This window comes from Nocardia sp. NPDC058058 (assembly GCF_042885355.1).
GTDB lineage: Bacteria > Actinomycetota > Actinomycetes > Mycobacteriales > Mycobacteriaceae > Nocardia.
Genome location: NZ_JBHVSA010000001.1, coordinates 1,711,140 through 1,723,949 on the forward strand (window position 1 = coordinate 1,711,140; position 12,810 = coordinate 1,723,949).

The 12,810-nt window shown below is 65.7% G+C and carries 11 protein-coding genes; 3 read left to right on the plus strand and 8 right to left on the minus strand.

Features of this window, described 5'->3' with window-relative positions; all coding sequences use genetic code 11:
* Window positions 1-3: 3 nt before the first annotated feature.
* From gap to uvrC, 5 genes are all read right to left on the minus strand, one after another.
* Window positions 4-1,020, minus strand: a complete 1,017-nt coding sequence (gene gap, locus ACFVUS_RS07955; RefSeq protein ID WP_364632567.1) for a type I glyceraldehyde-3-phosphate dehydrogenase — start codon at window positions 1,018-1,020, stop codon at window positions 4-6.
* Between the two features lie 226 nt (window positions 1,021-1,246).
* Entirely contained in the window at window positions 1,247-2,230 is a 984-nt protein-coding gene (gene whiA / locus ACFVUS_RS07960; protein WP_364632565.1) for a DNA-binding protein WhiA, read from the minus strand.
* Window positions 2,221-3,267 carry a uridine diphosphate-N-acetylglucosamine-binding protein YvcK gene (yvcK, locus tag ACFVUS_RS07965; RefSeq protein ID WP_387762467.1) on the minus strand — a complete coding sequence of 349 codons (1,047 nt, stop codon included), beginning with the start codon at window positions 3,265-3,267 and terminating at the stop codon, window positions 2,221-2,223. Before yvcK ends, whiA begins: the two co-directional genes overlap by 10 nt.
* On the minus strand, window positions 3,264-4,214 hold the full coding sequence (gene rapZ / locus ACFVUS_RS07970; protein ID WP_387762469.1) for an RNase adapter RapZ: 951 nt from the start codon (window positions 4,212-4,214) through the stop codon (window positions 3,264-3,266). Before rapZ ends, yvcK begins: the two co-directional genes overlap by 4 nt.
* 171 nt (window positions 4,215-4,385) lie before the next feature.
* Entirely contained in the window at window positions 4,386-6,386 is a 2,001-nt protein-coding gene (gene uvrC, locus ACFVUS_RS07975; RefSeq protein ID WP_387762472.1) for an excinuclease ABC subunit UvrC, read from the minus strand.
* 187 nt (window positions 6,387-6,573) lie between these two features.
* Between uvrC and ACFVUS_RS07980 the strand changes: the two genes are divergently transcribed.
* Together ACFVUS_RS07980 and ACFVUS_RS07985 are read left to right on the plus strand one after the other, a co-directional pair.
* Window positions 6,574-6,786 carry a hypothetical protein gene (locus ACFVUS_RS07980; RefSeq protein ID WP_387762474.1) on the plus strand — a complete coding sequence of 71 codons (213 nt, stop codon included), beginning with the start codon at window positions 6,574-6,576 and terminating at the stop codon, window positions 6,784-6,786.
* Between the two features lie 117 nt (window positions 6,787-6,903).
* Window positions 6,904-7,236: a hypothetical protein gene (locus tag ACFVUS_RS07985; RefSeq protein WP_387762476.1), complete on the plus strand. Its 333-nt coding sequence runs from the start codon at window positions 6,904-6,906 to the stop codon at window positions 7,234-7,236.
* A gap of 179 nt (window positions 7,237-7,415) precedes the next feature.
* Here the strand turns inward: ACFVUS_RS07985 and ACFVUS_RS07990 are convergent, their stop codons facing one another.
* Entirely contained in the window at window positions 7,416-8,666 is a 1,251-nt protein-coding gene (locus tag ACFVUS_RS07990; protein WP_387762478.1) for a winged helix-turn-helix domain-containing protein, read from the minus strand.
* 80 nt (window positions 8,667-8,746) lie between these two features.
* On the opposite strand from ACFVUS_RS07990, the gene ACFVUS_RS07995 reads away from it, so the two are divergent.
* On the plus strand, window positions 8,747-10,411 hold the full coding sequence (locus ACFVUS_RS07995; protein ID WP_387762480.1) for an FAD-binding dehydrogenase: 1,665 nt from the start codon (window positions 8,747-8,749) through the stop codon (window positions 10,409-10,411).
* Between the two features lie 55 nt (window positions 10,412-10,466).
* Here ACFVUS_RS07995 and ACFVUS_RS08000 read toward each other — a convergent pair whose 3' ends face one another.
* Window positions 10,467-10,964 (minus strand): hypothetical protein, encoded by a 498-nt coding sequence (locus ACFVUS_RS08000; protein ID WP_387762481.1) that lies wholly within the window; start codon window positions 10,962-10,964, stop codon window positions 10,467-10,469.
* 241 nt (window positions 10,965-11,205) lie between these two features.
* On the minus strand, window positions 11,206-12,675 hold the full coding sequence (locus tag ACFVUS_RS08005; protein ID WP_387762482.1) for an amino acid permease: 1,470 nt from the start codon (window positions 12,673-12,675) through the stop codon (window positions 11,206-11,208).
* Window positions 12,676-12,810: the final 135 nt, after the last annotated feature.

Here is a 12,810-nt window from a genome sequence, read left to right on the forward strand (position 1 = left end):
CGCTTACAGGGACTTGCCGACGAGACCGATGAGGTCGGCCAGGCGGTTGGAGTAGCCCCACTCGTTGTCGTACCACGAGGCGACCTTGACCTGGTTGTCGATGACCTGGGTCAGCGGCGCGTCGTAGATGGACGAGTGCGGGTCGGTCACGATGTCGGTGGAGACGATCGGATCGGTGTTGTACTTCAGGATGCCCTTGAGCGGTCCGTCGGCGGCGGCCTTCATGGCGGCGTTGATCTCGTCGACGGTCGCGGCCTTCTTCAGCACGACGGTCAGGTCGGTGAGCGAACCGGTCGGAACCGGCACGCGCAGCGCGTAACCGTTGAGCTTGCCCTGCAGTTCGGGGAGCACCAGGCCGATGGCCTTGGCAGCGCCGGTGCCGGTGGGCACGATGTTCAGCGCGGCGGCGCGGGCGCGACGCAGGTCCTTGTGCGGGGCGTCCTGCAGGTTCTGGTCCTGGGTGTACGCGTGCACGGTGGTCATCAGACCGTGCTCGATGCCGAAGGAGTCGTTGAGCACCTTGGCAATCGGGCCCAGGCAGTTGGTGGTGCACGAGGCGTTGGAGATGATGTTCTGCGAGCCGTCGTACTTGTCGTCGTTCACGCCCATCACGATGGTGATGTCCTCACCCGAGGCGGGGGCGGAGATGATGACCTTCTTGGCGCCGGCGGACAGGTGACCCTTCGCCTTGGCGGAGTCGGTGAAGATACCGGTGGACTCGACGACCACGTCGACACCCAGCTCGGCCCACGGCAGGGCGGACGGGCCCTCCTTGATGGCGAGCGCCTTGATGCGCTGCTCACCGACAACGATGAAGTCACCGTCGACCGAGACGTCCTGCGGCAGGCGACCCAGGATGGAGTCGTACTTCAGCAGCGTCGCCAGAGTCTGGATATCGGTCAGGTCGTTCACCGCGACAATCTCGATGTCGGTGGTGCCGAGGGCCTTCAGCGCCTCTACGGCCCGGAAGAAGTTACGTCCGATGCGGCCGAAGCCGTTGATACCTACCCGGACAGTCACGTTATCGCTCCTCAGTTGTGTCGCGGAACTTATTCTGTTGCACCCTCACCCTAGACCGTCACGCGGATGTAACGGACAGGCCCCTCTCACGGCCGTATGGCCCGGTGTGAGCAGGTCGCAGCGTCCGTACGGAACGGTCTGCGAGGGTGCGCTGAAACACCGATGGCACCGCACCCTTTTCGAGGTGCAGCGCCATCGGATCATTATGTCCGATTTCAGGACATGATCACGCCTCTTCCAACAACTCCGCGGTAACAGCGGATTCGGTGTCCGGTATGCCAAGTTCCTTGGCGCGCCGGTCAGCCATCGAGAGCAGTCGCCGGATACGGCCTGCCACAGCGTCTTTCGTCATCGGCGGGTCGGCCAGCTGGCCGAGCTCCTCCAGCGACGCCTGACGGTGCAGTACACGCAACTTGCCGGCGGCGGCCAAATGATCGGGCACGTCGTCGGCCAGAATTTCCAGCGCGCGTTCGACGCGCGCTGCGGCTGCTACCGCGGCCCGAGCCGAGCGACGCAGATTGGCGTCGTCGAAGTTCGCGAGACGGTTCGCCGTCGCACGCACCTCGCGGCGCATGCGCCGTTCCTCCCAGGTGAGCCGGGTGTCCTGCGCACCCATGCGGGTGAGCAGGGCGCCGATGGCCTCACCATCGCGCACCACGACGCGGTCGGTACCGCGTACTTCGCGTGCTTTGGCCGAAATGCCCATGCGGCGAGCGGCACCGACCAGGGCCAGCGCGGCCTCCGGTCCGGGGCAGCTGACCTCCAGCGCGGAGGAACGGCCCGGCTCGGTGAGCGAACCGTGCGCGAGAAACGCTCCGCGCCAGGCGGCTTCGGCATCACCGATGCTGCCGCCGACCACCTGCGCGGGTAGACCCCGCACCGGCCGCCCGCGCACATCGAGTAGGCCGGTCTGGCGCGCCAGCGCCTCGCCTTCCTTGGAAACCCGTACCACGTACCGGGAGGTTTTCCGGAGTCCGCCCGCACCCAGGACATGCACATCGGAGCCGTATCCATACAGCTCGAAGATCTCGCGTCGCAGTCGGCGCGCGATGGAACCCATGTCCACCTCTGCCTCCACGATCACGCGACCACCGACGATGTGCAATCCACCGGCGAACCGCAGTAGCGCGGACAGTTCCGCCTTGCGCGAGCTCACCTGAGAAATGGTGAGCCGGCTCAGCTCGTCCTTCACTTCCGCTGTCATCGCCACGAGACGCGCTCCTTTCCACCCAACCCGGTGCGCACATGTTGGCCCATATGCCGTCCTTCGACTCGAAGCCCTGCTGATTCCGGCCGAGGTTGCCGGATCACCTGATCCAGTGCGGCGGCAAGCTTTCCGGGGTGGTGCCGGTCTGTCCCGGCCTCGGCGACATCAGCGAAGGTTACTCGTGCTCGCAGCTGTTCGGCAGCTCTTGCCACATGTTCGCGCTCCCTACCCTCGGGTACGGATCCGGAATCCACCAAAACATGGTCGACCGTGAAATCCGGTGCGTGCTGGGACAATACATGGAGATGCCGTTCCGCGGAGAATCCGGCCGTTTCGCCCGGTTCCGCAGCGAGGTTGAGCACCAACACTTTCCGCGCCCGAGTGTGCAGTAGAGCTTCGTGCAAATCGGGCACGAGAACGTGTGGAATCACGCTCGTGAACCAACTGCCCGGGCCCAGCACCACCACGTCGGCGTGCTCGATTGCCGAGGTCGCCTCGGGGCACGCGGGCGGATCCGACGGAATCAGCCGCACCCGCCGCACCTTGCCGGGCGTGGTCGCCACGGCCACCTGACCTCGAATGCAACGGCTCACCCGGGGGTCGCCCTCCAGGCCCGCGACATCGGCTTCGATGGTCAGCGCGATCGGCGACATGGGTAGCACGCGACCGGTGATCCGCAGGATCTTGCCCGCTTCGTCAAGCGCCGCAATGGGATCCCCGAGCTCCTCGGTGAGGCCCGCCAGGATCAGGTTGCCGACCGAATGCCCGGCGAGTGCGCCGGAGCCGCCGAAGCGATGCTGCAGGGTCCGCGCCCAGACGCCGTCGGACTCTTCGGCCAAGGCCGCCAACGCCATTCGCAGATCACCCGGCGGTAGCATGCCGAGTTCGGCCCGCAGCCGTCCGGAGGACCCACCGTCATCGGCGACCGTCACCACCGCCGTGATCTTGCGAGTCAGCCGTCGCACCGCCGTCAGCGTCGCGTACAGACCGTGTCCACCGCCCAGCGCGACAATCGCCGGGTTGGTTTCGCGCGCACTCATTCCCGCCCCAAATCCCGATGAACCACGCGAACAACGTCCCCCGATCCGTTGTTCGCGCCGGCGCCGAGTAGTTCACCCAGTGCCTCCGCTATCGCCACACTGCGGTGCTTGCCGCCGGTGCAGCCCACTGCCACGGTCATGTATCGCTTCCCCTCTTGGCGGTAGCCCTCGGTGGTGAGATCGATGAGGTGGCGGCCGGTACCCAGATAATCCTGGGCACCCGGACGTGACAGCACGTACTCACTGACCGGGGCATCCTGTCCGGTCTGTTCGCGGAGTTCCGGGACCCAATGCGGATTGGGCAGGAAACGCAAATCCAACACCATATCGGCGTCCAGTGGAACTCCGTACTTGAAACCGAACGATTGGATTGTTAATTGGAGGGCGGTGGGGGTGGCCCCGCCGTAGGCCTCTTCCAGCTTTCGGTGCAGCTGGTGAATCGATAGCGCGGTGGTGTCGATGACCAGGTCGGCCGCGGTCTTCACCGAGGAAAGCCGCGCACGCTCGGCCGCGATGCCCGCGGTCAGCGTGCCGTCGGCGCTCTCGCTCTGCAGCGGATGGCGCCGCCGGGCGAACCCGTAACGACGGATCAGAACATCGTCGGAGGCCTCCAGGAAGAGAATGCGGGTCGGCACGCCCGCGGCGCGCAATTGTTCGGTGACCGCCGAGAGATTCCCGGTGAAGAAACGGCTGCGCACATCCATGACCATGGCGAGCTTGCGAATCGGTGGAACGGCACTCTCGCCGAGTTCGACCAGGCGGCCGATCAACTCGGGCGGCAGATTGTCGGCCACGTAGTAGCCCAAATCCTCGAGCACCTTCGCAGCGGTACCACGCCCCGCTCCGGATAAACCGGTGACGATGACCACCTCGACCGGTTGCTCACCGATCTCGGTCGTACTGCTGGATTTTGCGACCGCATTGCTGCTGGCTTCGACGCGCGTCATGTCCTACCGGGTTCGTCTCTGAGGGTCCCTCGATCATCCTGCACCGATACCCGATTGCCGCGCAGGCGCACGCTCGAGGAGAGACACAGATGTAATTCTCCCTCCCGACCTGCACAGTCGGCGTGTCGCGCGACTCGCTCTCGGCGTGTCGCGCTACTGCCCAGGGATGAACTAGTCGGTATGCAAAGCAGCGAGCACTGCCTTGGCCGTAGCCATCCCGATGCCCGGGACCTCGGTGATCTGCTCCACCGTAGCCTCCTTGAGCTTGGCGACCGATCCGAAGTGCGTCACCAGCGCCGTTTTCCGGGTTTCGCCCAGGCCCGGCACGGTATCGAGCACCGAGGCGGTCATCCGGCGCGAACGTTTGCTGCGATGGAAGGTGATGGCGAAACGGTGCGCCTCATCGCGCACGCGTTGCAGCAGATACAGCGCCTCACTGGTGCGCGGCATGATGACCGGATCGGGTTCGTTCGGCACCCAGACCTCTTCCAGGCGCTTGGCCAGGCCGATGACCGCGACATCGGTGATGCCGAGTTCGTCCAGGATTTCCGCGGCCGCGTTCACCTGGGGTGCGCCGCCGTCCACCACGTACAGGTTGGGCGGATAGGCGAAGCGACGCGGTTTGCCGGTCTTGGGATCGATTCCGGGCAGGCCGGGTTCCATTGCGTCCGAATCGGATTCGGCGAGCTCGGCCGCCTCGGCGGCATCCAGATCGCGGCGTAGCTTGGCGAAGCGGCGGCGGGTGACCTCGGCGATGCTGGCCACGTCATCGGAGCGGCCGTCACCGGCGGCCTCCTTGATGGCGTAGTGCCGGTACTCGGACTTGCGCGCCAGACCGTCCTCGAACACGACCAGCGAGGCCACCACATCGGTGCCCTGTACGTGGCTGATGTCGACGCATTCGATGCGCAGCGGGGCGCTGTCCAGATCCAGGGCGTCCTGGATCTCCTGGAGTGCGGCCGAGCGGGCGGTGAGATCGCCTGCGCGCCTTAGCTTGTGCTGTTGCAGCGCCTCCTGCGCATTGCGCTGCACGGTCTCGGCGAGCGCCTTCTTATCGCCGCGCTGCGGGATGCGGAGCTGCACCGCGGAGCCGCGCAGGGTGGAGAGCCACTGCTGCACCTGTTCGGCGTCCCGGGGCAGAGCGGGGACCAGGACTTCGCGCGGCACCACATTGCCGGGCTGTTCCTCACCGGTCTGCTCGGCCAGATTGGACTGCTCACCGTAGAACTGGGTGAGGAACTGTTCGACCAGCGCGGGCAGTTCGCCGCCCGCCTCGACCTCGTCGATGGCATCGCCGGATTTGTCCACCACCCAGCCGCGCTGACCGCGCACGCGGCCGTTGCGGACGTGGAAGATCTGCACGGCGACTTCCAATTCGTCTATGGCGAAGTCGATTACGTCGGCATCGGTGCCGGTGCCGAGCACCACTGCCTGCTTCTCCAGGGCGCGGCGCAGCGCCTGCACGTCATCGCGCAGGCGCGCGGCGGTTTCGAAATCGAGCTCCTCGGAGGCGGCGTGCATCCGCTTCTCCAAGTCTTTTACCAACCGGTCGGTCTTACCCGCGAGGAAGTCGCAGAAGTCGTCCACGATCTGCCGATGCTCATCGGCGCTCACCCGCCCGACGCACGGTGCGGAGCATTTATCGATATAGCCGAGCAGGCAGGGACGGCCGATCTGGTTGTGCCGCTTGAAGACTCCCGCCGAACAGGTGCGCACCGGGAAGACCCGCAACAGCAGATCCAGGGTTTCGCGAATCGCCCAGGCGTGCGCGTACGGGCCGAAGTACCGCACCCCCTTCTTGCGCGCGCCGCGATAGACGAACACCCGCGGATACTCCTCATTGAGGCTGACCGCGAGCACCGGATACGACTTGTCGTCCCGGTAGCGCACATTGAAGCGCGGATCGAATTCCTTGATCCAGTTGTACTCGAGCTGGAGCGCCTCCACCTCGGTGGACACCACGGTCCACTCCACGCTGGCGGCGGTGGTGACCATCTGGCGGGTGCGCGGATGCAATCCGGAGATATCGGCGAAGTACGAGTTCAGCCTGCTGCGCAGGCTTTTCGCCTTACCGACGTAGATGACCCGCTTGTGGACATCCCGGAACTTGTAGACGCCGGGCTCAACAGGAATGGTCCCCGGCGCGGGCCGGTACGTCGCGGGATCTGGCACGCACCCAGATTAACGAGCCCCTCCGACAGCTCCCCCGCACCCATGTCACGACCAATCCGGCGAACACGACACGACACTCATGTAGGACGCGCCACGCCGGAAGACTCATCCGCGGACACGTCGGCTCCGAAGGTACGGGCAAGATCACCGAACTGCCTGATCAGCGAACCCAGAGGAGAGCAGAACCATGATTCGCCTTCGCCGCCAGCGCCGGTCGCTCGCGATAGGTGCCGCGCTGACCCTGGCCGCCGCCGCGCTGGTCGCGGTCTCCGTACCGGCGGCCGCCGAATCAGCGGACGGCACCATATTCGTCTACGGCGACTACCTGATTCACGAATCGACCGTCGTCATCTGCGGCGGCCCGGTGCTCACCGCGCCCGCGCCATTGCTCGTCGCATAACCGCGCCACGCCGACCGCTCGCGCGCGTACTCCCACGTACCGCCGCCGACTGAGGCCAGTATGGGTGCGCACTGTCATCGGACCAGCTGTCCACGCAACAACGGGAGAGTATTGAAGATGAACCGTCCCCACCTCCGCACGCTCGCCACCGGCTCGGCCCTGAGCCTGGGCGCGGCCGCCCTGGTCACCCTCGGCGCCCCGGCCACCCAGGCCGACGCGCCCTGCCGGATCGACCGCACCCTCGACACCGCGACCTACACCTGCCCCGAGGGCATGTGGTACGCCGCCGTCGTCGAATGTCTCGGCACCCGCCAGGTCGGACGCGGGTTCCAGTCCCCCACGTACATCGTCGGCGACTCCCCCCGCCCCATGATCCCCATGACCATCGAGTGCAATGGCGAGGGCAAGCAGGGCATCGTGCTCAACGCCTACACGGACGGCCCGTTCTGACGCTCAGCTAGGCGCCGCACCCCTCTGCGCCGAAACATGTTGCGGTGCAGAGGGTGTGGATCCCGGCCAAAAACGTGCCGGGATGACGAGCGGCGTCACACCGGCAAGCCCTTACCCTGCCATACCGACTTACCAGCTTGCCGTCATCCCGGCGTGCTTGTGGCCGGGATCCACACTCATTACGTGCTCACGCGGACTCGACCAGCCTTGGACAGGGCCGTTGCGAGGTCGCCTCGGGCGCCGATTTCCAGGGTGTCGAGTTCGAGCCAGTCGGCCATTTCGCGAAGGGCCGCAGCGAGTTCCACCGCTACGCGGGTCCGGTCGTGACCCGGTTCGAGGAAAGCGCCCGGGACGCGCAGGATTCCGGTGGTGCGGTCGGCGCGCAGGTCCACGCGGGCGACGATCTCACCGTCCAGCAGGAACGGGAAGACGTAGTAGCCGTGCACGCGTTTGTGTTCGGGGGTGTAGATCTCGATGCGGTAGTGGAAGTCGAAGAGCCGTTCGGTGCGGTCGCGGAAGAAGATCAGCGGGTCGAAGGGGCACAGTAGAGCCGAGCCGGTGACCCGGCGTGGCATGCGGGCCGCGGTGTGCAGGTACGCGGGCTTGTCCCAGCCTTCGACGGAGACCTGTTCGAGTTCACCGGCATCGATGAGGTCGGCGATGGCGGGCTCGGTTTGGGTGCGCTTGAGGCGGTAGTAGTCGCGCAGGTCGGTCTCGGTGCCGATGCCGTGTGAGGAGGCCGCACGGCGGACGAGTTCGCGGATGGCGTCGGGTTCATCGATCTCGCGGGCGCACACCTCGGCGGGCAGCACGCGTTCGGTGAGGTCGTAATGACGTTGGAAGCCAACACGTTTGGGAACCGAGAGCTCACCCGAGGCGAACAGCTGCTCGCAGACGACCTTGGTCTCGCTGTAGTTCCAGCCCCAATTGTCCTTGGCGCGCGGGCGATCCAGCTCCAGATGCTTCTCGATCTCACCGGCGGTGCTGGGGCCGAATTCGCGCAGCACGCTCTGCACCTCGTCGGCGAGCTTCTCATCGCGGTGGCGGCCCAGGCCCGCCCAGCGGCCGTGCCGGTATTTGATCATGCGCCAGCGCATCAGCGGCCAATCCTCGACCGGGAGCAGCGCGGCCTCGTGCGCCCAGTATTCGACCAGCTTCCGCGGGCGGCGCGCGGTATCGCTCCAGGCCATCTCGTCCAGGAGCGCGCGGTCGTACGCGCCGATGCGGCTGAACACCGGCGCGTAGTGCGCGCGCACCACCGCGGAGACCGAATCGATCTGTAGCAGTTTGGTGCTGTCCAGCACCTTGGCCAGCGTGCGGCGGGTGGGCGGACCGCTCGGGCGGGCGCCGGCGAAGCCCTGTGCGCCCAGGGCGATGCGACGCGCCGCCGCGACGGTCAGAGCAGCAGATCCATTGGAGGAAATCGGCACAGTAGAACAATGCCACGCCGCACCGACAGCTCAGTTCGATACACTCGTGTATCGAACTTCTACAACCCTAGGAATTGGGCATGATCGAGAACCCGGATGTCATCGTCGTCGGCGCCGGTCTGGCCGGTCTCGTCGCGACCCACGAACTGGTCAAGGCGGGTCGCCGGGTGCTGGTGGTGGATCAGGAGAACCGCGCCAATCTGGGCGGGCAGGCGTTCTGGTCGCTGGGCGGCCTGTTCTTCGTGGACAGTCCGGAGCAGCGCCGCTTGGGCGTGAAGGATTCGCTGGAGCTGGCCATGCAGGACTGGCTGGGCTCGGCGGGCTTCGACCGCGAGGACGAGGACCACTGGGGCCGCCAATGGGCGCGCGCCTACGTGGAATTCGCGGCCGGTGAGAAGCGGCAGTACCTGCACGATCTCGGACTCCGGGTGACGCCACTGGTCGGCTGGGCCGAGCGCGGCGGCGAATTCGCCGACGGGCACGGCAATTCCGTACCGCGCTTCCATCTCACCTGGGGCACCGGGCCGGAAGTGGTGCGGGTGTTCCTGGAGCCGGTGCTGGCCGCCGAACAGCGCGGACAGGTCGGCTTCGCCTTCCGCCACCGCGTGGACGAACTGGTGGTCTCCGATGACGCGGTGACCGGTATTCGCGGTAGCGTCCTGGAGCCCTCGGACGAAGCCCGCGGGATGGCCTCATCGCGAAATGTGGTGAGCGACTTCGAACTCGCGGCGAAGGCCGTGATCGTCACCTCCGGCGGTATCGGCCACAATCACGATCTGATTCGCGCCAACTGGCCGGTGGATCGCCTGGGCCCGTGCCCGGAGCACATGATCTCGGGCGTGCCCGCGCACGTGGACGGTCGCATGCTCGGCATCACCGAGGCCGCGGGCGGGCGCATCGTGAACCGGGATCGCATGTGGCACTACACCGAAGGCATTCACAACTGGGATCCGATCTGGCCCGATCACGCCATTCGCATCATCCCGGGCCCGTCGTCACTGTGGTTCGACGCCAATGGAAAGCGCATGCCCGCACCGTGTTTCCCGGGCTTCGACACCAATGCCACCATGAAGCAGATCCTCTCGACCGGCTACGACTACTCCTGGTTCATCCTGGATCAGTCGATCATCGAGAAGGAGTTCGCGCTCTCGGGTTCGGAGCAGAATCCCGATATCACCGGTAAGGATCTCAAGCTCACGCTCAAGAGCCGGGTGGCCAAGGGCGCACCGGGTCCGGTGGAGGCCTTCAAGCAGCACGGCGTGGACTTCGTTGTCGCCGACACCCTTTCGGATCTCGTCGCGGGTATGAACAAGATCGCCCGCGGCCCGCATCTGGACGCCGCCGATATCGAACGCCAGATCGTGGCCCGCGACCGCGATGCCGAACACAAGTTCAGCAAGGACGGCCAGCTGATGGCCATCGGCAATGCCCGCCGCTACCTCGGCGACAAGCTGGGCCGCGTCGCCACCCCGCACAAGATCCTCGATCCCGCGCACGGCCCGCTCATCGCGGTGCGGTTGAACATCCTGACCCGTAAAACGCTGGGCGGCTTGCAGACCAACCTCGACTCGCAGGTCATGCGCCCGGACGGCACGGCCTTCCCCGGGCTCTACGCGGCGGGTGAGGTGGCCGGTTTCGGCGGCGGCGGTGTGCACGGCTACAACGCCCTGGAGGGCACGTTCCTGGGCGGCTGCATCTTCTCCGGCCGCGCGGCCGGACGGGCGCTGGGCCGCGGCCTGAAGTAGCGCATCGACCGGAAGTTCGTGCCGCCCAGGCTGATGCGTGGGCGGCACGTTCGTATCAGGCGGTCACGAACCAGTTGTAGCAGTCCCGGCGCAGCAGCAGCGCCAGCACCACACCCGAGGCCATGATGCCGAACAGCACGGTGAAAGGCCCGACCCCCGTGGGCATTTCGGCCGATACCAGGGTGAATACCCCGAAGAACGCCTGCAGGCTGGCAACTCCCAGCGCCGCGATCCAGATCCACTGCGATCGCATGCCGAAAAACAGTGCGACACCGCCGGTTACCCAGGCGGCGAAGAAGTGCCCCGCGCTGCCGAGCATCTCGCCGAGACCGTCGGTCGCCGCCAGCAGCACATGCAGAAACGCGAATCCCGCTGCGAATAAAGCCGCGTTCCGCGTTTCCCGCACCTGTGCGGGCAGCTCGATCTCGGAACTATTACGGCGGATAATTCGTAGAACCTGTGTCAATCGCTCGAAAATCGTGGCAGGAACACTGTTCCCGGCACTCGTCGGCGAGATGTCCACCTCGTCGACCACAGCCGAAGTCGAACTCACAGCACTCCTCATCGAGTAACCCCTGGTTGCGCGCCCCCTGCGAACGCGCAGAACCTGACGCTAACCAAATGTTTTGCTGCGAGACAATCGAGTTCGGGAAGTTATGACCATGGCCACAGCGGATAGCAAGCGCGGCAAACAGTGATATCGAACACATAACGGCCGCACACGAATTGCGTGTGCGGCCGTTGTAAGCGCAGGTCTTCCAGCGATTCTCCAGTATAGCGCCGGAAGCCGGAAACTACTTGTCGTCCATCGGGATCGGCGGAATCACCGGGAATTCCCCGGTGTACCCGGCCCGCTCCTGGGCGATGGCCAGCACCCGCGGTGCGGCGAACTTCCACCCGATCATCAAGGCGGGCACGATGATCACCAGGCTGGCCACGGTCCAGGTGCCCACCGGCCGGTCGAAGGCCATCAGCACCAGCACCGCGAACAGGAACACCAGCGTGGCGATACCGGTGTAGGGCGCACCGATCATCCGGAAGGCGGGGCGCTCGGCGCGGCCGTCACGCGACCAGTACCAGAGCTTCAACTGGCACAGCACGATCGTGGCCCAGGAGGCCAGGATGCCCAGCGAGGCCACATTCAGCACGATCTCGAAGGCGTCCTCGGGAACGATGTAGTTCAGCCAGATGCCGAACAGCGCGATGGTGCTGGTGAGCAGAATGCCGCCGTAGGGCACGCCGGCGCTGGACATGCGCGCGGTGAACTTGGGCGCGCTGCCGTTCATGGCCATCGACCGCAGAATGCGCCCGGTCGAGTAGAGACCGGCGTTCAGCGAGGACAGCGCGGCGGTGAGCACCACGAAGTTCATGATCGAACCCATGTGCGCCACACCGACTTTGCTGAAGAAGGTGACGAACGGGCTCTCACCGCCCTTGTACGCGGTGTACGGCAGCAGCAGTGCCAGCAGAATGACCGAACCGCAGTAGAACACCGCGATACGCACGATCACCGAATTGATGGCGCGCGGCATGATCTTGGCGGGATTCTCCGTCTCGCCCGCCGCGATACCGACCATTTCGACAGCGGCGTAGGCGAATACGACACCCGAGGTGACGGTGATGAGCGGCAGCACGCCGGTCGGGAACCAGCCGCCCGCATCGCTGACCATCCGGAATCCGGTGGCCGCGCCGTCGACATCGAAACGCCCGGCCAGGAACACCGTGCCCACCACCAGGAAGGTGACCAGGGCCAGCACCTTGATCATGGCGGCCCAGAACTCCATCTCGCCGAACCACTTCACCGAGGCGAGGTTGATGCCGAGCACGATGATCAATGCGCCCAGGGCCAGAATCCATTGCGCCACAGGCTCGAACGGGCCCCAGTAGTGCAGATAGGTGGCCACCGCGGTGGTGTCGACGATGCCGGTCATGGACCAGTTCAGGAAGTACATCCAGCCCGCGACGAACGCGGCTCGCTCACCGAAGAATTCACGAGCGTAGGAGACGAACGAGCCCGAGGACGGGCGATGCAGCACCAGCTCGCCCAGGGCGCGCAGGATGAAGAAGACGAAAACTCCACAGACCAGGTACACCACGAACAGCGACGGCCCCGCGCTGTGCAGGCGACCGCCCGCACCGAGGAACAGGCCGGTGCCGATGGCGCCGCCGATGGCGATCATCTGCAACTGCCGAGGTTTGAGCGCCTTGTGATAGCCGCTGTCCTCGGCGGTCAGATTTGTGGCCTGTGTCCGGATCTCGGTCATATGCCGGTTAACCCTCCGCAATCGTGTGTTGAGGCGGTCCGACAGTACCTTGCAAATAACTGAGAACCACATCGCCGCTCCGAGCTGGGCGAGTTAGTGATGGTCAGGGCACTTCAGCCGATATGACGGGCTTCC